This is a genomic window from Pyxidicoccus sp. M15, from assembly GCF_056858435.1.
The window spans coordinates 7,912,079-7,935,578 of sequence record NZ_CM166495.1 but is presented as its reverse complement, the minus strand read 5'-3'; the positions used below and the strand labels follow the sequence as shown (position 1 = coordinate 7,935,578).

13 protein-coding genes are annotated in these 23,500 nt (G+C 72.4%); 11 read left to right on the top strand and 2 right to left on the bottom strand.

Annotated elements, in window-relative coordinates; all coding sequences use genetic code 11:
* Positions 1-6: 6 nt before the first annotated feature.
* On the top strand, positions 7-1,143 hold the full coding sequence (locus ACX9TP_RS29190; RefSeq protein ID WP_482973911.1) for a tetratricopeptide repeat protein: 1,137 nt from the start codon (positions 7-9) through the stop codon (positions 1,141-1,143).
* 163 nt (positions 1,144-1,306) lie between these two features.
* On the top strand, positions 1,307-2,476 hold the full coding sequence (locus ACX9TP_RS29185; protein WP_482973910.1) for an MBL fold metallo-hydrolase: 1,170 nt from the start codon (positions 1,307-1,309) through the stop codon (positions 2,474-2,476).
* 4 nt (positions 2,477-2,480) lie between these two features.
* Here the strand turns inward: ACX9TP_RS29185 and lexA are convergent, their stop codons facing one another.
* Positions 2,481-3,146 carry a transcriptional repressor LexA gene (gene lexA, locus ACX9TP_RS29180; protein ID WP_482973909.1) on the bottom strand — a complete coding sequence of 222 codons (666 nt, stop codon included), beginning with the start codon at positions 3,144-3,146 and terminating at the stop codon, positions 2,481-2,483.
* Positions 3,147-3,343: 197 nt separating this feature from the next.
* Here lexA and ACX9TP_RS29175 point away from each other — a divergent pair, with 197 nt between their 5' ends.
* The 7 genes from ACX9TP_RS29175 (at position 3,344) to ACX9TP_RS29145 (ending at position 20,178) form a co-directional block, all read left to right on the top strand.
* Complete coding sequence (locus tag ACX9TP_RS29175; RefSeq protein WP_482973908.1) at positions 3,344-6,673, top strand: response regulator; 3,330 nt, start codon at positions 3,344-3,346, stop codon at positions 6,671-6,673.
* Complete coding sequence (locus ACX9TP_RS29170) at positions 6,670-8,517, top strand: sensor histidine kinase (protein ID WP_482973907.1); 1,848 nt, start codon at positions 6,670-6,672, stop codon at positions 8,515-8,517. Before ACX9TP_RS29175 ends, ACX9TP_RS29170 begins: the two co-directional genes overlap by 4 nt.
* Positions 8,518-8,554: 37 nt before the next feature.
* Positions 8,555-9,532 (top strand): FecR domain-containing protein, encoded by a 978-nt coding sequence (locus ACX9TP_RS29165; RefSeq protein ID WP_482973906.1) that lies wholly within the window; start codon positions 8,555-8,557, stop codon positions 9,530-9,532.
* Between the two features lie 239 nt (positions 9,533-9,771).
* Positions 9,772-11,481 carry a TolB family protein gene (locus ACX9TP_RS29160; RefSeq protein WP_482973905.1) on the top strand — a complete coding sequence of 570 codons (1,710 nt, stop codon included), beginning with the start codon at positions 9,772-9,774 and terminating at the stop codon, positions 11,479-11,481.
* A gap of 36 nt (positions 11,482-11,517) precedes the next feature.
* Positions 11,518-13,419 (top strand): serine/threonine-protein kinase, encoded by a 1,902-nt coding sequence (locus tag ACX9TP_RS29155; protein WP_482982236.1) that lies wholly within the window; start codon positions 11,518-11,520, stop codon positions 13,417-13,419.
* Positions 13,416-17,021, top strand: a complete 3,606-nt coding sequence (locus tag ACX9TP_RS29150) for a flagellar motor protein (protein ID WP_482973904.1) — start codon at positions 13,416-13,418, stop codon at positions 17,019-17,021. The genes ACX9TP_RS29155 and ACX9TP_RS29150 overlap by 4 nt, the downstream gene beginning before the upstream one ends.
* A 10-nt stretch (positions 17,022-17,031) precedes the next feature.
* Positions 17,032-20,178 carry an MYXO-CTERM sorting domain-containing protein gene (locus ACX9TP_RS29145; protein WP_482973903.1) on the top strand — a complete coding sequence of 1,049 codons (3,147 nt, stop codon included), beginning with the start codon at positions 17,032-17,034 and terminating at the stop codon, positions 20,176-20,178.
* On the opposite strand, the gene ACX9TP_RS29140 is transcribed toward ACX9TP_RS29145, so the two are convergent.
* Complete coding sequence (locus tag ACX9TP_RS29140; RefSeq protein ID WP_482973902.1) at positions 20,175-21,557, bottom strand: DUF4388 domain-containing protein; 1,383 nt, start codon at positions 21,555-21,557, stop codon at positions 20,175-20,177. The two genes, ACX9TP_RS29145 and ACX9TP_RS29140, sit on opposite strands and share 4 nt — an antisense overlap.
* A gap of 12 nt (positions 21,558-21,569) precedes the next feature.
* Between ACX9TP_RS29140 and ACX9TP_RS29135 the strand changes: the two genes are divergently transcribed.
* Entirely contained in the window at positions 21,570-21,956 is a 387-nt protein-coding gene (locus ACX9TP_RS29135) for a VOC family protein (RefSeq protein WP_164000834.1), read from the top strand.
* A 67-nt stretch (positions 21,957-22,023) separates the two neighbouring features.
* Entirely contained in the window at positions 22,024-23,376 is a 1,353-nt protein-coding gene (locus ACX9TP_RS29130) for a cyclic di-GMP-binding domain-containing protein, MshE-related (RefSeq protein WP_482973901.1), read from the top strand.
* Positions 23,377-23,500: the final 124 nt, after the last annotated feature.

The window sequence follows — 23,500 nt, the reverse complement described above, 5'->3', positions numbered from 1 at the left end:
GCCTCCATGTCCCCGCGCCTGCGCGTCCTGCCCCTGCTCGTCCTGCTCGCCGCCGCGTGTGACGACGGCCCTCCGCGCGTCAACCCCAAGGACCATGCCGAGGGGCTCTACCTCAAGGGCACCGCCGAGTACCTCCAGGGACAGTTCGAGGCCTCCCTCGCCTCCTTCGAGGCGATGAAGCAGATCCTCCCCAATGACCCGCGCCTGCCCGCCGCCCGGGGCGAGGTCTACCTCTCCATGGGCCGCATCAACGAGGCGGCCACCGAGTTCGAGGCCGCCATCAAGCTGGACCCCAAGCGCTCCACCAACTGGAGCCGCCTGGGCTTCATCCAGGCCCAGCTCGGCAAGGTGCCCGAGGCCCAGAGCTCCCTGCGCAAGGCCATCGCCCTCTACCCGAACGACTACAACGCGCTCGAGTCCCTCGGCGAGCTGCACCTCAAGCAGGGCGAGAAGGACGAGGCCGTGCGCCACTTCATGCTCGCCTCGGCCGCCGCGTTCGGTGAGACGAAGTCCCTGCTCGTGATGCGCGCGCTGGACGTGCTCACGCAGCAGGGGAAGAACGACGAGGTGCTGGCGCTCGCCCACCGCGCGGTGGGCGAGGGCGTGCGCACGGCCGAGGTGCTGTCCACGCTGGGGGATGCCCTCGTCCGCGCGGGCAAGCTCCCCGAGGCCGCCGCGGCCTACAAGGACGCCGCGAGCCGCTCGCGCACGGACCCGACCCTCTGGGAGCTCGTCGGGGAAATCCACATGCGGCTGGACAAGCCCGGTGACGCCATCGCCGCCTACAAGGAGTCGCTCAAAATCAAGAACCGGGCCGTGGTGCATGTCGCGCTCGCGCGCATCCACCTCGCCATGCAGGACCGGCCGGGTGCGCTGGACGAGCTGGACGCGGCCCTGGAGTCCGTCTCCGGCAAGGACACCCGCGAGCTGCGCGAGCTGGCCGACCTGCTCGCGGACCTGGACCGCAAGCCGGACGCGCTGCGAATCCTCGCCAGCCTCAGCTCGGAGCAGGAGCACGTGAAGGACGCCGAGCTGCAGCTCACCACCGCCCGCCTGGCGCGGGAGCTGAAGGACGCCGCCGTGCTCCAGGCCGCGTGCGCCCGCGCCACCTCGGCCGATGCCGGGGTGAAGAAGTGTCCGTGAGCCGCGCGGCACGGAAGCGGCCGGCCACGGTACGAAGCGCCCGGCGCTTCCCGGCGCCATTCGCACGGGGCCTGGAGGCGGCCGCGCACGACACGCGGCGCCCGGCCGCCCTCGACGTTATCCGGACGGTGGCCCTCGCGGGCCGTGTCCCTGGAGAACACCCTTGAAGTCCTCGACTCTTCGGCGCGGCCTCGCCCGCGCGGCCCGCTGGACGGGGGCGCTGGTGGCCCTCGCGCTGGTCGGCACCCTCGCCAGCGCCTGGACGGCCTTCGGTGGCCGTGCGGACGGCGCGCGCCGTGCGCGGATGGAGCGCTCACCGCAGTGGCAGGACGGCGCCTTCGAGAACCCGCAGCCGCTCTACAACGACTTCAAGCGCTCCCTCTCGGCCATGTTCAACGCGAGCCCCGTCGCGAGCCCCACCGAGTTGCCGCTCGCCACCGCCTCCGTCGACCCCCGCCTGTGGCAGACGCCTCCGGCCACGGGCCTGCGCGTCACCTGGTTCGGCCACTCCTCGACGCTCATCGAAGTGGACGGCGCCCGCGTGCTCACGGACCCCATCTGGAGTGACAGGGCCTCGCCGCTCACCTGGGCCGGCCCCAAGCGGTGGTACGCGCCGCCCGTCGCCCTGGAGGCGCTGCCGAAAATCGACGCCGTGGTCATCTCCCATGACCACTACGACCACCTGGACCACCGCACCGTCGTGGCCATGAAGGACTGGGACACCACCTTCATCGTCCCGCTCGGCGTCGGCGCGCACCTCGAGTCCTGGGGCGTGCCGCCCGCGCGCATCGTCGAGCTGGACTGGTGGGAGCGCACGCAGGTGGCCGGGCTCGACATCGTCTGCACGCCGTCCCGGCACGCCTCGGGGCGCACGGGCATCGACAAGGACGCCACGCTGTGGGCCGGCTTCGCGCTGCTCGGCCCGAAGCACCGCGCCTACTACTCGGGGGACACGGGGCTGTTCCCCGCGATGAAGGACATCGGCGCCCGCCTGGGGCCCTTCGACGTCACCCTCATCGAGGTGGGGCAGTACCACAGCGCCTGGCCGGACTGGCACATCGGCCCCGAGCAGGCGGTGCTCGCCCACCAGCAGCTGCGGGGGAAGGTGCTCCTGCCCGTGCACTGGGGGCTGTTCAGCCTCGCGCCCCACGGCTGGACGGAGCCGATGGAGCGCGTGCTCGCGGCCGCCGGCAGGGCCGGTCAGCAGGTGCTCGTCCCGAAGCCGGGGGAGAGCGTGGAGCCGGAGGCACCTCCGGCCCTGTCGCCCTGGTGGCCCTCGCTGCCGTGGCACACGGCGGACGAGGACCCCATCGTCTCCACGAAGCTGGACTGACGCGCTAGACGCGCCCGCCCTGCAGCTTGCGGTACACGCCCACCACCTGGCCCAGAATCATCGTGGACCGGAACTCCGCCCGGCTCACGTAGATGGGCTGCATGGTGGCGTTGGCCGGCTGGAAGCGGATGCGGTCCCCTTCCGGGTAGTAGCGCTTCACCGTGGCCTCGTCCTCGATGAGGGCCACGACGATTTCGCCCGGCTGCGCCGACGGCGTCTTCTTCACGAAGAGGTAGTCGCCGTCGTGGATGCCGTCGTCAATCATCGACTGCCCCTTCACGCGCAGGGCGAAGACCTCGCGGCCATTCACGCCCCCCAAGAGGAAGCTGTCGATCTTGACCGAGTCCTCCATGTGCTCCTGCGCGAGCAGGGGCGCGCCGGCGGCGACCTTGCCCAGCAGGGGCACCTCCACCATGCCGGCTTCCTTCTTGGCGCCCAGGCCGAGCGCCAGCCGCGCCCGCTTGGTGGGCACCAGCGAGCGGCTCTGCTGCTCGCCCCGGTTCAGGTAGCCCTTGCGCTCCAGGGCCTTGAGGTGGTCGTTCACCCCGTTGGTCGAGCGGATGTCCATCTGCTCGCCGATTTCGCGAATGGTCGGCGGGAAGCCCCGCGTCTCCGTCTCCTTGACGATGAAGCTGAGAATCTCGCGCTGGCGTTCCGTGAGCTCTTCCATGCGCTCCCTCCCTCGGCTGTCGTCCTGCCAGGGGCACGGACGTCCAGGCAACAGGCTTTCAGTATCCACTCTCCCTGAACATACGTGTAGAGTCAATTCGTTCAGTGTCCCCCTACGCACCCACCGTGCGTGCTGAGCAGTCGTCTTTCTCACACCTTGAGGCAGGACGGCGATCTCTGCGTACAATTCCGCCCGCTTTGTCCGAGCCCCGCCACACGCTGCTGTTCGTCGATGACGAGGCCGACGTCCTGGACATCCTCACGCGGATGTTCCAGCGCCGGTACCGGGTCCTGACCGCCCCCAACGGGTCGGCTGCGCTCGAAATCCTCCGGCGCGAGACGGTGGACGTGCTCATCACGGACCAGCGGATGCCGGAGATGTCGGGCATCGAGCTGGTGGCCACGGTGCGCGCGGAGGGCTTCGACGTCACCGCGCTGCTGCTCACCGGGTACACGGACCCGGAGGACATCATCGCGGCCATCAACCGCGGCCAGGTGTACCGGTACATCACCAAGCCGTGGGACGTGAACGACCTGGTCATCACCGTGAAGAACGCGGTGGAGTTCACCCAGCTGCGGCGGGACAAGGAGCGGCTCATCCGCCAGCTCCACCAGCGCGTGGAGGCCCTCTTCGTCCTGTACGAGGTGAGCCGCGCCTCCGCCAATGACCCGGCCAGCTACGACAACATCATCGACCGGGTGCTCATCGCCGTGGCGCGGGTGCTGCCGTACGACTGCGGCGCGGCGCTCATCGCCCCGGACTCGTCGGGCAGCGTCACGCTGCGCCTGCGCTGCCACGGCACGGTGGGGGAGGAGGCGCTCCTGGGCGTGAAGGAGTCCATGCTCGGCGCGTACCGCAAGAGCAGCGGCCTGTTGTTGCCGGAGGACCGCGTCATCACCCGCGTGGCCGGCACCACCACCAAGGACGCGGCGGCCACCACCGTCTACCCCAGCCAGCTCACCGTGAACCTGGTGGCCGGCGGGCGCCCGGTGGGCATGCTGTCGCTGTTCAGCCAGAAGCCGGACGCCTTCACCGAGGACGACGGCGTGCTGCTGGACGTGCTCGCCAACCAGACGGCGGACGCCATCCAGTCCCTGCGCTCGGCGGAGGAAGAGGCCCGCCACCGCATGGAGCGGATGGTGGAGTCCATGGCGGACGGCGTGGTCCTCACCGACGAGAAGAACGACATCGTGGTGATGAACCCCGCCGCGCGCCGCCTGCTCCAGGCGGGGGACGATGCGGAGGCGCACACCACGCGGATGATGGAGGAGCGGCTGGGCTTCCAGCCCTTCCACCTGGTGCGCGGCTGGGAGTACAGCGGCAACCAGGTGCTGCGCGAGGAGGTGAAGCTCTTCGATCGCCACGTGCAGGTCACTGTCACGCCGGTGAGCGACGCGCGCGGCACGCTGCGCGGGGTGTGCGTGGTGCTGCGCGACATCACCGAGCAGAAGCGCCTGGAGGAGCGCAAGGACGAGTTCGTCTCCATGGTGAGCCACGAGCTGCGCACGCCGCTCACGTCCATGTCCGGCGCGCTGGACCTGGTGCTCAACTTCATGGCCGGCGACATCAACGAGCGGCAGCGCCGCTACCTGTCGCTGGCGAAGGACTCCACCGAGAAGCTCAACGCCATCGTCGACGACCTGCTCGACTTGTCGAAGTTCGCCAAGGGCCGGCTGCGGATGAACTTCGAGGTGGCGTATCTCGACGAGGTGATTCAGCGCGTCGTCGAGAAGTACCAGCCCGCCTTCGGCGAGAAGCGCATCCTGGTGAAGTCGATTCTGCCGCGGCACCCGCTGCGGGCCATGGCGGACCCCAACCGGTTGAACCAGGTCCTCAACAACCTGCTCAACAACGCGGTGAAGTTCACCCCGGAGGGCGGCGACGTGCGGGTGGAGCTGCACGCCACCTCCAGCCTGCCCGGCTACGTGGTGATTTCCTGCTGGAACAGCGGGGACCCCATCGCCGAGGAGAGCCTGGAGCGCATCTTCGACCGCTTCGAGCAGGCGCGCACCAAGGCCAACCGCACCGTGCGCGGCACCGGCCTGGGCCTGGCCATCTGCCGCAACATCGTGGAGGCCCACGGCGGCCGCATCTGGTGCGAGCCCTGCACGGACGGCGTGCGCTTCATGGCGGTGCTGCCCACCGAGCCGCCACCGGAGCTGCGGGGCGACGACGGGGCGGAGAGCGTGCCGGTGCAGCCGCGCCGCAAGGAGAGCCGGGGCCGGGTGCTGGTCATCGAGGGCGAGCCCGAGGTGGGCTACATCGCCAAGGCCCTGATGATGGGGCGCGGCTACGACGTGCGCCTGGCCTTCAACGCCGAGGAGGGCCTGGCGTCCGCGCGCACCTACCACCCGGACATGCTGCTGGTCTCCGTGCGGCTGCCGGACGTGGACGGGCTGCGGCTGGCGGAAATCCTCCGGCACGACCCGGAGACGCGCCGCGCGCCGCTGCTGGTGACGTCCGCCTTCGACGAGCGCCAGCGCGCCTTCCGCGCCGGGGCGGACGCCTTCCTGGTGCGCCCGCTGGCGCCGGACAAGCTGATGGCCACGGTGGACTCGCTGGTGCGCGGCCGCTCGGGTCCCGCCCACGGGCGCGTGCTGGTGGTGGACGACGACGCGAAGATTGCCGCCATCTGCCGCGAGGTGCTGGAGAACATCGGCTTCGACGTGGCCACCGCGGGCTCCATCGAGGAAGGGCGCCGCTCCCTGCGCGAGCGCCGGCCGGACGTCGTCCTGCTGGACGTGACGCTGCCGGACGGCGACGGCTTCGTCTTCCTGGAGGAGATCAAGGCCGAGCGCGCCAGCGGCCACATCTCCGTCATCTTCATCTCCGCGCGCGCGGAGACGTCCTCCAAGGTGCGCGCCCTCAAGCTGGGCGGCGACGACTACCTCACCAAGCCCTTCGACGCGCTGGAGCTGGGGGCGCGCGTGGAGAGCGTGATGCGGCGCAAGGAGCAGGAGCTGTCCGCGTCGCCCACCACGCAGCTGCCGGGCTCCACCGCGATTGAGCGCGAGGTGCAGCGGCGACTGGTGGCGCGGCGGCCGTTCGCCTTCTGCTACCTCGACCTGGACAACCTCAAGGCCTACAACGACTACTACGGCTTCGCGAAGGCGGACGGCGTGGTGCGCCAGACGGGCGACCTGATGCGCGAAATCTTCGCGCAGGACGGCGTGCCCGGGGACTTCCTGGGCCACGTGGCCGGTGACGACTTCGTGTTCATCACCTCCACGGAGTCGGTGGACCGCATCTGCCAGAAGGCGATTGAGACCTTCGACCGCATCATCCCGCTCTACTACGACAGGCAGGACCGGGAGCGCGGGCACATCGAGGCGGAGGACCGCTTCGGGGAGAAGCGGCACTTCCCCATCATGAGCGTGTCCGTGGTGGCGGTGATGACGGACGGCTCGCAGGACCACGCGGAGCTGGCGCGGCGCGCGGCGGACATGAAGAAGCGGGCCAAGGCGATTGCCGGCTCCGTCTTCCTGCGCAGTGACAGGGAGCGGGTGGTACGCTCCGTGGCCGGATGAGGCTCTACCAACAGCTCGTCCTCTTCATGCTGGCCGCGACGGTGCTTCCCCTCGCCGCGGTGGGCTTCCTGTTGCTTTCGCGCGCCGAGGCCGAGCTGGCCGCCCGCATCGACGCGGAGCAGCGCGCCCAGGCCAGCGCCACCGCGGAGGCGGTGGGCACCTCGCTGATGGAGGTGGTGGACGCGCTGGCCCGCTCGGCGGAGCTGTTCGACTGGCAGACCGCCACCGACGCGGAGACGGCGGGCGGCCTGCGCCTGCTCTACGGCCAGTCCCCGGCGGTGAGCGCGGTGCTGAAGCTGGACGCGGAGGGCCGGCCGGTGGGCACGCCCGTCTTCCGGGCGCAGGCGGCGGATGGACACCCCGCGTTCCAGGCCGAGGGGCTGGAGCGACTGGTGCGCTCGGTGCCGGTGCAGCCGCTGCGCGGCGGCGGCAAGGGCCAGGCGGCGGTGGGCAGCGCGTACCTCCATGGCGACGACGGGCTCGCGGCGGTGGCCGTGGTGGTGAAGCTGGCGGAAGGCGAGGGCGCGCCGTACGCGCTGGCGGAGGTGGTCTTCACGCAGCTGGAGGCGGTGCTGAAGCGCCGCGCGGCCGGGGGCCTGGGGCGCATCGACCTGGTGGACGAGGACCGGCGCGTGCTGGCCAGCTCGGAGCCCCAGCGGCGGATGCAGGTGCTGGCGCCGGAGCTGACCGCGCACCTCGTCACGCCCTCCGCGCCGCTGCCGGACCCCGTGCGCAGCTTCCGCGTGGAGCCGCCCGCGCGGCGGGTGAGCGTGGCGCGGGTGCCGCAGGGCCTGCGCTTCGACGTGGTGGTGGAGGTGGACGAGGCCACCGCCCTGGCGCCGGTGAGCGCCATGCGGCGCACGGTGCTGCTCTCCATCGGCGCGACGTTCATCGTGCTGCTCGGGCTGGGGGCCCTCTTCACCCGCCGCCTCAACCGCCGGCTCGCGGACGTGGTGGAGGGCGCCGAGGCCTACGGGCGCGGCGAGCTGGACAGGCGCGTGACGGTGCGGGGCCAGGACGAGCTGAGCGAGCTGGCCACGACGTTCAACCGCATGGGCGCCGAGCTGGAGTCGGCCCGCGCCCGGCTGATGCGGTGGAACGACGACCTGCGCACCCGCGTGGACGAGGCCACCTCCGACCTGAAGGCCGCCCAGGCCCAGCTGCTGGAGGCGCAGAAGCTGGCGGCGGTGGGGCAGCTCGGCGCGGGCGTGGCGCATGAAATCAACAACCCGCTGGCCGGCATCCTCGGCAACGTGCAGCTGTTGATGCTGGACCGCGGCGCGTCCGACCCGGACCTCGGCACGCTCCAGAAAATCGAGCAGAGCGCCAAGCGCTGCAAGGAAATCACCCAGAACCTGCTGCGCTTCTCCCAGCAGCGCGAGCGCGCGGAGCTGCGGCCGGTGGACCTGAACGCGGTGGTGCGCGACGCGCTCAGCCTCACGGAGCACCAGACGCGCGGCGAGGGCATCACCCTCGTCACGGAGCTGACGCAGGGGCTGGGCCGCGTGCGCGCGGACCCCGGGCACCTGTCCCAGGTGGTGCTGGCGCTCCTGTCCAACGCGCGCACGGCGATGCTGAAGACGCCCGTCAAGCGCCTCACCCTGCGCACCGGCGAGCGCGACGGCCGCGCCTTCGTCGAGGTGGAGGACACGGGCAAGGGCATCTCCCCGGACATCCGCCCGCGCATCTTCGAGCCCTTCTTCACCACCAAGGACGTGTGGTCCAACGTGGGGTTGGGGCTGAGCGTGGTGTGGCGCGTGGTGACGGAGGCCCAGGGCACCATCGACGTGCGCTCGGAAGCAGGGCAGGGAGCCTGTTTCACCGTGACGCTGCCGAAGGCGTGAGCCCCCCATGGGGCTGTGATAGCTAGCGAGGCTGCCCATGGCCCAACCCCGCCGCCAGACGCCCTTCCTCGTCGGCCTCGTGCTGATTCTCGCGGCGTTGCCGGTGGGGTGGTTCATCTTCCTGCGCCAGCCGCCGCCTCCTCCGCCGCCGCCCGGGCCGCCGCCCGCCGTCGTGACGGCTCCGGCCGCGAAGAAGCCGCTGGAGCTGGAAATCACCGAGGTGTCCGGCACCGTGGAGGTGCAGGGCGCGGACGGCCTGTGGCACCCGGCGACGGTGGGGACGGCCCTGCGCCGCAACGAGAAGGTGCGCACCGAGGACGGCTCGTACGCCATGCTCATCGGCGGCGAGGCCGTGGAGGTGCGCATGGACCCCGGCACCGAAATCTCCGTGGAGGAGCTGACGGAGTCCGTGTCCCGCATCCTGCTCGGCAGCGGCATGGCGACGGCCATCGTCCGTCCCGGCCAGCGCCACACCTTCGAGGTGAAGGCGGCCAACGCGGACGCGAAGGCCACCCTCGAGCAGGCCGGCGCCTTCACCATGAGCAACAACGGCAAGGGCACCGTGGCGGTGGGCACGCGCGAGGGCGAGGTGACGCTGCTCGGGCAGGGCAAGGTCGTCATCGTCCGCGCGGGCCAGCAGGCCGTCATCCGCCCCGGCCAGGCCCCGTCCGAGCCCGCGACGGTGCCCAGCAGCCTCCTGCTCAAGGTGGACTGGCCGGCGGACCGCACGCGGCGCGAGCGCGAGCTGCTCGTGCGCGGCCAGACGGCCCCCGGCAGCCGCGTGGAGGTGGACGGCGTCTCGGTGACGCCGGACGCCCAGGGCCACTTCGAGCGCAAGGTGGCGCTGCGCGAGGGCCGCAACACCGTGGACGTCCGCGCCGTCGGAGTGGGAGCGGTCGGAGTGAAGCGTATTGAACAGAGGGACAGGCAGGACGTGGTGGTGGACACCACACCGCCCCCTCTGAAGACGGACACTCAGGACATCTGGAATCAAGCAAACAACGATTCCCGGTAGAAGACCGTGCGGGCAGACGTCCGATCGCCTTGACCCCTGGTGAGACGGCTCCCTAGACTCCTCCGCAGTCGTTCCTGTTCAAGGGCAATCCAGGGCGAAAGTCCTGGTGCGCAAAGCCGCGGGGCCTGAAGTACGGCCGGCCGTGACCGCCGTGGGAAGCCAGTACCGGATATGCCGGGTCCCGTGTGCCTTGTGCAGGCGAGGGTCGTCGTCTCGGTCTCTCCGGGAGGTCGTTTCCGATGCTGCGGACACTGGCCCTGGTTTCTTCGCTGCTCCCCGCGCTGTCTCCCGCCTTTGCGCAGATGGAGGCGCGCCCCATCACCGGCACGCCGAAGGTCGTCAATGGTGGACCGGGGGACCAGACGGACCCCCACGTCAGCGGCGCGCTGGTCGCCTACACGAACGAGGTCCGCGGCACGAGCGAGATTCGCTACCACGACCTGCGGACGGAGCAGGACGCGGCCATCCCCAACAACGGCGCGTTCGACTTCGTGTCGGACGTGAGCGGCGGCACGGTGGTGTTCACCCGCGTCGGCGCCTCCAGCGCCATCTACACCTTCGACGTGGTGGCTCCGGGCGCCACGCCGGTGGAGCTGGCGCCCGAGGAGGGCAGCAGCCGGCGCGCGGCGGTGATTGGCGGCCGCACGGTGGCGTGGCAGGACTTCGGCTTCACCGGCAACACGCTGCAGCCGGAGATTGCCGCGTTCGACCTGGACACGGGCCTGCTCACCCGGCTCACCCAGGACGCGCTGCAGGACCGCACGCCGGCGGTGGCACCCGACGGGAAGACGGTGGTCTGGGCCAAGTGTGACGCCCAGGGCCTGGGCTGCGACATCTGGGAGGCGCGGTGGAACGGCGACGGCTTCACCACCCAGGCGCTCACCGGCACCGGGGGCGAGGAGTCGCAGCCGGACACCAACGGCGAGGTGGTGGTCTACGCCAGCACGCGCACGGTGGACGGTGTCTCGGACCGGGACATCTACTGGAAGCCGGTGGGCGGCGGCGCCGAGCAGCGGCTGGCGCTGCCGGGGCTGGACGCCAACCCGAGCATCAGCGGCTCGCTGGTGGCCTTCGAGCGCAAGGCGCCGGAGAAGAACGACTTCGACATCGTCCTCTATGACCTGAAGTCGCAGACGCTCTACGTGCTGACGAGCGGGCCCGAGAACGAGAACCTCAATGACCTGAGCATGACGGCGGACGGCACGGTGCGCGTGGTGTGGACGGCGCCGGCCAACGGCGACTTCAACGTGCACTCCTTCACCTTCCAGCTTCCGACGGAGCGCCCGTGCCGGCCCTTCGAGGAGGTGGACCGGCTCCCCATCGACGTCTGCTACTCGCCGGAGGACTGGCCGCTGCTGACCACGCTGGAGCTGACGCGGACCACCGGCGCCCCCAACGGCGCCCAGGTCGACTTCGCCGGCCAGGGGATAGGGGTCATCTGCGTGGACAACGGCCTCAACGGCGCGCCGGCCACGTCCGGCAAGGTGTGGCTCAACGGCCACGTGAAGGTGTCGCCCGACCAGTTCCACAAGGACGTGTCCCTCATCGCCAAGGGCATGGTGATGGCCACGGATGGCCACAACACGCTGACCGCGCAGATCTCCGGAAACCCCGGAAGTGCGTTCCGCGTCCGCGTCCATGGAATGCCTCCCGTCTGTGAGGACGCGGAGGAGGCCGCTGCGTCCGAGCCTCCCGGGCCCGACGCGCAGGTCATCCCCGGACAGCACGTCTCGCCCGTGTCGCTCGAGGTGGAGGCGGTGTCATCCATGACCTTTGTTTCAGACGGCGCGGTGCGTGGCGCGGGGCCGCTTCCCGGTGGCTGCAGCACGGGCGGTGGCTCGCTGGCGCTGGCGGGGATGTTGCTGACGGCGGTGTGGCTGGTGAGGCCCCGGCGCGCGTTCTTGATGATCCAACGGAAGGATCTTCGGCGCGGGGGCCGCGCCCTGTAGACTTGGAGCCGCCTGAACCGGTTCCTCCACGTTGCCCTGCTGCTGCTGTGCGCCCCGGCCTGGGCGGACACGCTCGAGCTCCTCGGGCCCTTGTCCGCCGTGGCGCCGGATGGATTCCCCGTGGCGCTGGTGCGCAGGGACGCGTCGGGTGCGCCGGTGCCGCTGAGCGCGCCGTCGGTGGTGGCGGAGGGCGCGGAGCTGCGTGACGGCCCCGAGCAGCCGCCGCTGCGCACCTTCGTGGCGGTGCCGAAGCCGGGTGCGCGCGAGGTGGTGATACGCGCCCGTGTGGACGGACTGGAGACGCAGGCGCGCTACATGGTGGGCCCGCCGGCCACCGAGGTGCGGCTGGCGCTGGAGCCTCCCGCGCCGGTGAAGGGCCGGGACAAGGAAGCGGTGCTCACCGTGCGGATGCAGCGCCCGGACGGCTCCGCGGATGACAGCGGCGCGCCGCCGGTGGTGCGCGCGAGCATCGGCCGGGTGGAGGGACTGGAGCGCACCGGGCCGGGCACCTACCGCGCCCGCTACGTGCTGCCGGACACGCGCTACCCGGAGGTGGCCATCCTGGTGGCGTTCTCCGCGTGGCCCCACCCGCAGTCCATCCAGGGGGCCTACGGCCGCGTGCTGGTGCCGCTCGCCGCGTCGGTGACGCTGCCGGGCACCACGGAGCCGGACGCGCAGATTTCCATCGACATCGCGGGCACGTCCTTCGGCCCGGTGGCGGCGGGGCCGGATGGCCGCTTCCGCCTGCCCATCGTCGTCCCGCCGGGGCACCGCATGGGCGAGGGCCGCGTGGTGGACCGGGTGGGCAACGTGCGGCGGATGCCCGTCGACCTGATGCTGCCGCCCACCGACGGGCTGGCGTGCGTGCTGCAACCGCAGCGGCTGCCGGCGGACGGCGCGTCCAGGGCGCGGCTGGTGTGCGCCACGAGCGACCCGCTCGGCCAGCCGGTGGGGGATGCCAGGGTGACGGCCCAGGCGCGGCACGGAACCCTGAGCGGCCCGGTGCGCGCGGAAGGGGGCCTGCTGGAGTGGCGCTACACCGCGCCCCGCGCGCTGGCCGAGGACGAGCGCATCACCGCCGCGTGGCCCCAGCGCGGCGCCGGCTCGCGCGAGGAGCTGGCGCTGCAGCTGGTGCAGGGGCCGGTGGCGGAGGTGGGGCTGTCCGTGTCCGAGGCGCTGGTGCACCACGGGGCCCGGGCGGACGTGCGGGTGACGGCGCGCGATGCGTTCGGCCGTCCCCGGCCTGGAGCGGTGGTGGAGCCGCGGGCGCCGGTGGGCAGCTTCTCGCCGCCGGTGGAGTCGCCGCCGGGCACCTTCACCACCCTGTGGACGCCGCCTCCGTCGGGCGACGCGGCGGAGGTGGCCGTGGGCGCACGGGCCTGGGGGCCCGCGGGGAACGAGCCCGCGCGCATCTCCGTGTGGAGGGACGGCGGCGCGCTGTACGCGGGCGTCTCGGACCTGGCGGGGCTGCCCGTGCCCGCGCAGCCGCTGCGCGTGGATGGCCAGCCGGTGGTGACGGGCGCGGACGGCACGGTGCGGCTGGGGCCGCCGCGGACCGGGACGCTTCAGGTGTCGCACGGGGTGTGGCCGGGCCTGGCGCGCACCGTCCACGTGCTCGGCGCGGAGGGGCTGGTGTATCCGCTGGAGTCGCCGCTCGTGCCGCCCGCCGTGTCGCAGCCGGTGCGGCTGGCGCCCGAGGTCCCCGTCAACGTGCGGCTGAAGGTGGAGGGCACCCGCGTGACGTACTGGGTGGAGGATGCGCGCGGGCAGGTGCTGGAGGGCCGCCACCTGCACGTGGCGCTGTCCGGCGGTGAGCGCGTGGATGAAGCGGTCCAGGACGGGCGCACCTCCTTCACCGTGCGGGCCCCGGGCCCCGTCGGTGTCTCCGTGGCGGATGTGAGCACGGGCGTGACGGCCCTGGCCGAGGTGCGGCCATGAGGCACGTCGCGCGCCTGCTCGTGGCCGTGCTGGGGGTGCCCCTCGTGTCGGCGGCGCAGGGACTGTCGTCCGACGCGGCGTCGCTCGCGTCCACCCTCGCCGGCCGGGTGTGCCTGGACTCGAATGGCGATGGCCGCTGTGGCGCGGACGAGCCGGGCCTGCCGGACGTGCGGCTGGTGCTCACCACCGGCCGCGAGGTGCGCACGGACGCGCGCGGGCGCTACCACGTCAACGGCGTGGACTCGCGCATGCCGGATGCGACGGGCGGGCTGCACCTGCGCCCGGGCCGTCAGCGGCTGAAGGTGGACCCGCGCACGCTGCCGGCCGCCAGCCGGGTGAGCCCGGAGGCCGCCACGGTGGAGGTGCCGTGGGGCGCCGCCGTCCTCCAGGACTTCGCCGTGCGCAGCGTGGCCACGCAGGCGCCGCCGCTGGCGCTCTCCTACGCGGCCGCGCCGCCGGTGGCCGAGTTGGTGGCGGGCGAGGGCGCCGTCCGCTTCCGCGTGGCCGGCAAGGCGGCGTCCGGAGACCGTGTCACCGTGGCGGGCGTGGCGGCGGAGGTGGACGCTCAGGGTGCGTGGAGCGCGCTCGTCCCGCTGGTGGTGGGGCAGAACACGCTGGCCATCACCGCCACCGCTCCCGACGGCGCGGTGCGCCTCTTCCGCCAGCGCGTGGACGTGGTGCGCCGCGATGACGGCTGGCTGGTGGCGCCGCGTCCCGTGGCGCCGGCGGGCTCGCTCCAGCTGCCGGCCGGACGCGACGAGCAGGTGGCCAGCGGCACCACCCGGCTGCGCGTGGAGGCCCCGGAAGGCACGCGCGTGCGCACGCCGAAGGGCGAGACAGTCGTGGGGCCGGAGGGCAGCGTGGAGGTGCCGGTGACGCTGGAGCCGGGCCGCAACGCGGTGCCGCTCCACCTGGAGGTGCCGGGCGAGCCGCCGCGCGACGAGACGCTGGAGATTGCCGCCGCCGCGAGGCCCTTCGCGGTGGGCCTCCTGGACGTGGAGGCCACCTGGGCCCCCGCGGACGGGGACGTGCAGCTGCGGGGCCGCGGCTCCGCCCACGCGGAATGGCGGCTGGCCGACCTGGAGCTGGTGGGCGAGCTGGACCTGCGCGACACCGACGGCCGCACGCTGAACGGCGCCAGCCTGCCGGACTGGCTGCGCCCGCGCCTGCCCGAGCGCTTCGAGCGCGTGCCGGATATCGACCTCACGCCCGTCGAGTGGGGCGACGACTCGGTGGCGCTGACGCCGAATGCCCCGGAGGGACGCCTGAGGATGGAGGCCCGGCACGAGGACTACGGCCGCGCCGGTCTGGGCACGTACCGGGCCCTGCTGCAGGACGGTGAGGTGGGGCGCTACCACCGGCCGCTCTTCGGCCCGTACGCGGAGCTGAAGACGAAGCCGATGCAGGACTCGACGGCGCGCGCGGGCGTGGACGTGTTTGGCGGGAGCCTCTCGGACCCCAGCCGCCTGCTGACGGCGGTGCCCGCGCACGAGGAGCTGCGCGCCACCGGCGGCAGCCTCTACTACCTGGGCGCGGTGTCGGTGTCGGAGGGCTCCGAGCTGGTGCGCCTGGAGGTGCGCGACGGCGTCACCGGCCTGCCGCTGGCGGAGCGTCACCTGGTGCGCGGGCGCGACTACGACATTGACTACTTCTCCGGCCGCATCCTCCTGGCGCGGCCGCTGTCCTTCATCGCGGGCGAGTCCCTGCTGCGCACGGGCTCGCCCACCGAGGCACCCGAGCCGGTGCTGGTGGTGGACTACGCGGCGCTGCGGCCGGCGGACGCGCAAGACACGGCGGGCGGCGAGCTGTGGGGTGAGTGGCTCGGCGCGCGCCTGGGACTCGCGGCGGTGCGGGAAGGACGCGAGGGCAGGCCCTACACGCTGTACACCGGCCGGGCGCGGGCGACACTCGGCGCGTACACGCTGACGGCGGAGGTCGCCTCCAGTCGGGGCACGGCGGTGGAGTTCGGCCGCTTCGGCGTGTCGGACGACGGCGGCCTCAGCTTCCTGCGGCCCGCGTCGGGACTCGGCACGCAGGGCGAGGCGCTGGGCCTGCGGGTGCGCGGGCCGGGGCCGCTGGGTGGCGGCTCGGTGGACGCGGCCTTCCGCCTGCGCGCGAAGGGTTACTCGGACGGCGCGCACACGGACGCGGCCCTGTTCCGGCAGACGTCGCTGCGCCTGCGCCAGCCCGTGGGCCGTCACCTGCAACTGACGCTGCTGGCGGATGAGCGGCGCTCGGCCGACCCTCGCGCGCCCTTCGCGGACACGCCCTTCACCGCGCGGACGGTGGGCGCGGCCGTGGGCTGGGAGGAGGCGCTCTGGAGCGCGCGGCTGGAGGTGCGTGACTCGCGGCTGGGCGCGGCGGAGGTGGCGGGCGTGGGGCCGGCCCTCTTCGGAGGGCGCACTTCGGCGGGCGTCGCAGGCTCGCTGCGTCTGTTCGGGCGCATGGACGTCAGCGCGGCGCACCGGCAGAAGCTCGCGTTGCACGGCGAGGGGCCGGGGCGGATGGACGACACCTTCACCTCGGCGGGTGTGGACGTGGACGTGGCGAAGGACACCCGCGTGGGCGTGCATGGTGGCTGGGGTCCTGAGCTGGGCCCGCGCGCGTGGGCCAACGTGGAGTCCCGGAGCGGGCAGGAGGTGTACTACGGCGGCTACTCGGTGGACGTGGACGGGCCGGACTTCGGCGCGGGCCGGACGCTGACGGGGGCACGCACCGAGCTGCCGGACAGCGGCACCGCGCTCTTCGTCGAGGACGTGGGCGCGCATGACGCCACCTCGGTGCGGCTGGCGCGCGCGGTGGGACTCCAGCAGCAGGTGACGGGCGGCTTCAGCGTGGGCGCGCGGTACGAGCGCGGCGTGCGCAGCCTGCTCGACGTGGACACCGCGCTGAAGCGCGACGTGGCCGGCGTCTTCGGCCAGCTGGTGCTGGAGCGCCTGCGCCTGGAGGGCCGGGTGGAGCTGCGCCGGGAGGAGGGCACGCCGGAGCGCGGCGCCCCGACGCCGGTGGACCGGTTGCAGACGGTGGTGGCGCTGGCCGCGCAGGCGGAGCTGCACGAGGACGTGACGGCCTCCGGCCGCGTGGACTTCGCCCGCACCGCCGGCGCGGAGGCCCTGGAGGCGAGATTCACGGAGGGCTACGCGGCGGTGGCCTGGCGGCCAGGCCCGTGGCTGGTGGTGGCGCGCTACGGCCTCACCCGTGAGCTGCTGCCCGGCGCGCGCGCCGCGTTTGGCGAGCGGGCGCTGCAGCTCTTCTCGCTGCAGCCGGCCGTCAAGCTGGGAGACCGGCTGTCCGTGGCGGCGGGCCTGCACGCGGGCCGCTCCAGCCTCGCGGACTCCGTGCGCTGGGTGTGGACCGGCACGGTACGCCCCGCGGTACGGGTGGTGGGAGGACTGGAAGTAGGCGCGGAACTCGCACGCAGGACTGCATCCCTGGACGGTGAGAGATTGACGGCGGTGAGGGCGGAGGTGGCATACCGGGTCGATGAGCGACTGCGATTGGCTGCCGGGTACACACTCCTGGGCTTCAGCGGCTTGGGGCTGACGGCCGATTCGTCGGAGAATCAGGACCGGCTCTACCTGCGAGCCGAAGTGGCCTACTAGGAGCCAAGCCGTGCGCGCCGCCATCGTCTTCATCCTCTGCATGGGTCTGGCCACGGCGGCATCCGCCACCACGACGAGGGCCAACCCCGTGGTGGGATTCCCCCAGTACGTGGACGTCTGGCGGCCCGGTGTGTACTCGGTGTCGACGACGCTCAGGGCAGAGCTCTGGGGGTACGACGTCCCCACCGGGGTTTACGTCCTCGCCGCGGAGTTCTTCGAAGCGGACGTGCGCGGCACCTTCCTGTCCCCTTCCGGCTGTTTCGCCGCCGTGAAGCAGCACGGCACGCTGGTCAGCAACGGCAACTGCCTGCCTTCCTCGAACGAGAACATCAGCCAGAATGGTCCGACGACCTCCATCACGGACGGGGTGCAGCGCGCACGCTTCACTCCCTCTGGGATTGGCTACGCCATGATGAAGCGCGACATCACCCAGCTCGAGTTGATGACCACGCTTCCGGAGGATACGGGCACACTGCCCTGGACCCAGCTGGTCTTCGACCCCGCGTACTTCTCCACGGATGGTGTGATGGCGGTGACGGAGACGGACGGCGGGGTCCCCCACGCCGTCTTCCACGTCAGGCCGGGGATGGCGAGATTCCTCTGGTTCCGGGGGCGTGACCTCGTGGCCGAGGTCGACATCCCCGACGGCCTGCCGCCGGTGGCGCCCACGACGGTGGACCTCTTCGCCACGGAGGGGCCCAATCCCGTCGCCATCTACGGAAACGACTCCGGGCTCTTCCGGGGCCAGCTCACGCCGCCAACGGGGGCCGGCCCCATCACTCCGTTCTCGGCTGTGACGATTCTCGACGCCGGGACGAGCGTGCGCATCCTCTCGGTGGACGTGAACACCGGCCAGGGCAGTGTGCATGGCCAGGGCTTCGGCATGGCGGTAGGCCTGGACGACAACGACGAGTTCGTGGCGCTGGGGGCTGTGCCGGCCGACAGCGCGGCCGACGCGGGGACGCTCTGGCGCGTCAATCCGAAGGTCGACGTCGGTCTGTCGCCGACGCCGACGCCGGTGGAGGTGGGCTGTGTGGACTCCACCTTCTGCGCCATCATCGTGAACCGCAATGGCGACTCGGCCTACAACGTCTTCCTCTACAACAATGAGAATGCGCCCGACTTCGTGACAGGGACGCAGCCCCTGTCCATCAACGAGGGAAGTGGCACCGTGCCGCTGCGGGTCCTCGCGACCGATGAGGACGGCGACGCGGTGCGTGTCTCGGTGGATGCCACGGGGGCGGCGGACCTGTTCGACGTGAGCGCCGGGTTGCAGCCGGACACCCTGGACCTGCGAATCACGCCCCGCAGGGACGTCTGCAAGCAGGAGACGCGGGTGCTCAACGTCTTCGCCTCGGATGGCCTGAAGTCCCACGACCAGACCGCGGCGGTGAGCGTCACCCTCAACAACATCCGAGGCCCCGAGGTGCCCGGTGTGGCGCCCGTGAATGCCGCAGTCATCGCGGGCGGAACGCCCCTGAGCTTCTCGGCCACGCCGCCCGGAAGCGGGCCGTGTGACACGGTGGGCTACCGCTGGACGTCGACGACGGCGACGCAGCCGGAGCTCGCCGTGTCCCAGGACGGGGGGACGGCCACCTTCACGCCGCCACCGTTCCTGTGCGACGCGCAGGGCGTCCGCCACACGTACAACGTGCAGGGCCTGGACGAGGGCGGACTGGCGTCCCTCCCCACGAGCTTCTCGGTGGACGTGGCGCCCTGGGGACGTCCGCTGGCGCCCTTCGGGCCGGGCGCGGTGCGGGCGCTGACCTCGGGAGCGGGCTCGGGAAGCGACGTGTCGCCCGAGACGCCCCTGCATCCGTGCACCGGCACACCGGGACTGCCTGAGGTGCAGACGGTGTGGCGGCTGAGCGACTCCGCGGCGGGAGTGCCCGCGGCCTTCACGGTGCGGGACGCGGACGGCGGCACCGTCTCGCTGGAGTCCCCGGTGGTGAGCCCGCGGCTGCGGGTGGAGGCCGCCGCATGCACGCGCGACAGCCTGTCGCTCACCGCCTTCAACCGCATCCGGACCGACGCCGGTGTCGTGCAGGACGGCGACGAGGCCACGGTGCGGGTGGATGCGGTGCCGGCCGTGGAGGACGTCACCGCCGCCCAGCTCCAGCTGACGGCGGTGCCGGCGGACGGGGGACAGGTGGAAATCCAGCTGGGCACGTCCGTGCTCTGCACGGCCGAGTACGCGCTGAAGGCGCAGATGTCCCTGCGAGACCTGGACGGCGCGACGGTGGCCGACGCGGTGGTGGCCGTCCCGGGAAGCTGGACGCCGCCGCTGCCGCCCGCATGCTCGGCCCGGGACTACCTCGTCCACGGCGAGCTCTTCGACGACAGCACCGGCACGCGTCGCAACGGAGGCACGGCCGAGACGCGGGTGTCCGCGCCGGCGCTCCCGACCGAGCTGGGCGCGCTGGAGGGCGAGGCGCTGGTGGCCCGCTGCAACGAGAGCGCGACGGCCACGCTGACGCAGACGATTCCCGCCAACGCGTGCCAGACGGTGGACCTCACCTGGAGGCAGGTGGGCGGGCCCGCGCTCGAGGAGGCGGAGCTGGGCGGTGCGCAAGTCACGGTGGCCACGCGCGACACGGGCCTGGAGGGACTGGTGGGCGAGTCCGTCGTGCTGAGCGTCACCGCGGACGCGGGCGGCGGCAACAGCACGACGACGCAGCACGTGGTGCCCATCACCACGGCGCCCTTCGTGGACGTGACGCACGAGACGGAGTCGCCCGCCGGCTCGGAGACGGGCCTGGTGGGCGTGGTGGTGCAGCTGCGCAACACCTCCGCCTGCCAGGTGGGAAGCCTGCGCCACGTCGAGCAGGTGGACGGCGTGGACTGGGTGCCCGGCAGCGTGAAGGTGGACGGCCGGCCCGTGGTGGAGCAGGCGGTGGAGGGTGGCTTCGCGGTGGACGGCGTGACGCTGCCGGCCAGCGGCGCCAGCGCGCTCACCTACGTGGCGCGTCCCCGGCTACTGACCTCACAGCGCTACGGCGCAGAGGTGTTCCTCAATGGCGTGCGGGTGTCGGGCACGGTTCCGGCCCCGCCGTCCTCCGGGTGCGGGTGCTCGAGCGGGGACGCGGGCTCGGCCGTGCTCGGACTGCTGGCGCTGGCGCGGCTGCTGCGCCGCCGTCGTGGCGGCGCCGCGGACTAGAGGCCGAAGGTGATGCGGTGGCGGCGGCTCGGTGCTTCGGGCCGCTCCTCAAGCACGCCGAGCAACTCCAGCCCGCGCAGCGTGGCCAGGGCCTGGCGCTCGGACAAATCCGTGAGGGCCAGCAGGTCCTCCACCGTCTTGCTGCCATCCGCGTACGCGAGCAGCAGCGCCTGCGGCCCCTGCAGCTTCAATTCGTGCAGGCCGTACGGCGGGTCCGCGGTGGGGAACAGGCGGCGCGAGGGCGGCATGCGCTGGCGCAGGGCCACCAGCGTCTCCGTCTTCTCCACGCCTTCCAGCACCAGGTCGCCGGGGAAGACGGACAGCTTCACCAGGTCCGCGCGCTGGGGCCGCATGGCGCTGAAGCCGTACTGGCCCTCCGTCCACGTGAAGGTGGACCAGAGGATTTCCTTCACCTGCTCCTCCAGCAGCTGCCGGCGCCGCTCCGCGTCCATGAGGCCCAGGCGCAGCATGGCCTCGCCGGTGCGCAGGCCGTGCTCCTTTGCGTACGCGGCCACCTCCGCGAGGCGGGACTCGGGCAGCACGCCCCGGCGGACGCTGAAGCGGCCGAAGCGCTCCTGCGCCAGGTTGGAGGCGGCGTAGACGATTCGGCCGGACTCGAAGTAGACGACCTTGAGGATGGAGCCCTGCTTGAGCTTCAGCTCTCCGTGGTGGCGCGCCTCGTAGTACGCGTTGAGCAGCCGCGCGACGGAGGTGTCCTTGAGCTCTCCCGCGAGCGTCCACTCGGGCAGCGAGCCGCGCGGGGCGGCGGACGGGGACGCGGCGGCGCTCCACACCTTCTCGCGCCGCTGGAAGGGCAGCGGGAGGGCGTGCTCCCCGTCGTCGGGCACCGGCAGCGCCTCGGTCTCCGCCACGGAGTGCAGGGGCGCGGAGACGTCGCCGGACTCGGTGAGGACCTCCTCCAGGACGATGAGGTCCTCGCCGTCGAGCAGCTCGTCGGGCGGCGCGGCCTCCGGCACGGGCGGCGGGGCGCGGGGGACGGGGGTGATGCCGCCGGCCTCCTCCAGGGCGTCCATGACGGCGTTCAGCTCGAAGGGCTTGGCGAAGAAGGCGCGCGCGCCGTGGACCTGGACGGCCTCCTGGGCGAAGCGGTCCCCCTTGTAGACGCCGCTGACGGCGATGGCGGGGATGCCGTGGGCGCGCAGGGCGCTGAGCACCTCGCTGCCGCGGATGTCCGGCAGGAGCAGGTCCACGAGGGCGACGTCCCACTTCGAGCCGGGGCCGAGCGCCTCCAGGGCCGCTTCGCCGGTGTACGCCGCCCGCGCCTCGTGACCGCGGCCCTGGGCCGCGGCGACGATGAGGGAGGCCAGCTCGTGGTTGTCTTCGACGATGAGCAGTCGCGCCATGGACGCGCAGACCATAGCATCCGCGCCATGGACGTTCAGGGCTTCCATCATGTTGCAATCCAGGCGAAGGACCTCGAGCGGGTGACGGCCTTCTACCGGGACCTGCTCGGCTTCCCGGAGCTGACCCGGCACCTGAGGCCGGACGGCTCCCTGAGGAGCATCTGGGTGGGCGTGCCGGGAGGCGGCTTCCTGGCCATCGAGGCGGCGGGCTCGGACCCGGAGTCGCTCCCATTCCGCCACGAGCGGCCGGGCCTGCTGCTGCTGGCCTTCCGGATTCCGAAGGCGGCCCGGGCCGGGGTGGTGGAGACCTTCGCCCGGGCGGGAGTGCCGCTGGAGCACGAGACGCGCTGGTCGGTGTACGTGAGGGACCCGGAGGGCAACCGGGTGGCGCTCAGCCACCACCCGGAGGACTAGCGCCGCCCACACCCGGCGGCGTGCGTGCTTGCGGAGCGGGACGGGGCACGGCTACAAGCTCCAGGCCATGCGCCTGGGTGAACTGCTCGTGAAGGAAGGCCTCGTCACGCCCGAGGGAATCGAGGAGGCACTCGAGGCGCAGGTGGTGCACGGCGGGCGGCTCGGGACGAACCTGGTGGAGCTGGGCCTGTTGTCCGAGCAGGACCTGGCGAAGTCGCTCGGTCAGCTGCACAACACTGCTTTTGCCTCCGGAGAGCTGGTGCCGGACCCGAAGGCGCTGGCGATGGTGTCGGCGAACCACGCGGACGACAAGGAGTACCTGCCCATGCGGGTGGACGCGACGCGGCTGAGCGTCGCCGTGCTCAACCCGCACGACTTCGAGACGCTCGACAAGATTGCCTTCAAGACGGGCAAGCGCGTGGTGCCGGTGGTCATCCCCGAGTTCCGGATGAACCAGATGCTGCGGCGCTACTGCAAGGCGTTCCGCTCGCTGCGCGCCATCGACATGAACGCCATCCGCGCGAGGCCCGCGCCGGGCTCGCAGGCGGCGCTGGCGAAGGCGGCCGACAAGGCGCCGGACCTGATGAGCGAGGAGGAGTTCCAGTCCGTCTACGCGCAGGCGCTGCGCGGCGGGGCGGACTACGAAGGGGACATGGGCGAGGCGGAGGAGGTCATCACCGGCGTGGAGGTGATGGAGCCGCTGCCCGTGCCGGAAGTGCCCGTGGCGCCCCAGGCGCCAGTGACGCAGCGGCCCGCGCCGCAGGTGCCGGCGCAGCCGCAGCCGCCCGTGGTGCCAGCGCAGCCGTTCCCGATGACGCCGCCTCCTGTGACGGTGGGGCCGTCCCAGCCGCAGCGGCCGGCCGCGCCCATGGCGGCGGGGGCCACGGCAACGCCACCTCCCGCGGTGCAGCGGCCTCCGGCGCCGCCGCCGACGCCGCTCACCTTCGCGGAGGCGCAGGCGGAGCTGGCGCGCAGCTCGGACCGCGAGGACGTGGCGCGCACGGTGCTGCGCTTCGCGCTGGGCAAGTGGAAGCGGAACCTGCTGCTGTCGGTGCAGGGCAGCCTGGTGACGGGCTGGCACGGCATGGGAGCCGGCGTGCGCGAGGCGGCGGTGCACCGCATCGGCGTGGCGCTGAGGGAGCAGAGCACCTTCCGGCTCGTGCGGGACACGCGCTCGCACTACATCGGTCCGGTGAAGCGGGACGCGGCGATGGGCGTGTTCTACAAGCTGCTGGGCGGCGGCTTCCCGACGACGGCGGTCATCCTGCCGCTGTTGGTGCGCGGCAAGGTGGTGCACCTCTTGTACGTGGACAACGGGCCGGACCAGCTCACGCCTCCGGACGTGGGCGAGCTGCTCATCCTCTCCCAGAGCGTGGGCCGCTCGTACGAGGCGATGATGCGGCGCCGCAAGAGCGCGTAGGTCCTCGCGCCACGGGCCCGCGCTCATCGAGGTCCCACGAGGAGCCTCCATGGACACGACGGACCAACGTGAGACTCCGAGCACAAGGGACTGGGCTTCCGCGTCGCACTGACTGCCGGGCTGC

Excerpts from the sequence above, each read along its gene's own strand:
- ACX9TP_RS29190 (WP_482973911.1), top strand. The coding sequence starts at position 7 with ATGTCCCCGCGCCTGCGCGTCCTGCCCCTGCTCGTCCTGCTCGCCGCC.
- ACX9TP_RS29165 (WP_482973906.1), top strand. The coding sequence starts at position 8,555 with ATGGCCCAACCCCGCCGCCAGACGCCCTTCCTCGTCGGCCTCGTGCTG.
- ACX9TP_RS29160 (WP_482973905.1), top strand. The coding sequence starts at position 9,772 with ATGCTGCGGACACTGGCCCTGGTTTCTTCGCTGCTCCCCGCGCTGTCT.
- ACX9TP_RS29170 (WP_482973907.1), top strand. The coding sequence starts at position 6,670 with ATGAGGCTCTACCAACAGCTCGTCCTCTTCATGCTGGCCGCGACGGTG.
- ACX9TP_RS29140 (WP_482973902.1), bottom strand. The coding sequence starts at position 21,557 with ATGGTCTGCGCGTCCATGGCGCGACTGCTCATCGTCGAAGACAACCAC.
- ACX9TP_RS29135 (WP_164000834.1), top strand. The coding sequence starts at position 21,570 with ATGGACGTTCAGGGCTTCCATCATGTTGCAATCCAGGCGAAGGACCTC.
- ACX9TP_RS29130 (WP_482973901.1), top strand. The coding sequence starts at position 22,024 with ATGCGCCTGGGTGAACTGCTCGTGAAGGAAGGCCTCGTCACGCCCGAG.
- lexA (WP_482973909.1), bottom strand. The coding sequence starts at position 3,146 with ATGGAAGAGCTCACGGAACGCCAGCGCGAGATTCTCAGCTTCATCGTC.
- ACX9TP_RS29150 (WP_482973904.1), top strand. The coding sequence starts at position 13,416 with ATGAGGCACGTCGCGCGCCTGCTCGTGGCCGTGCTGGGGGTGCCCCTC.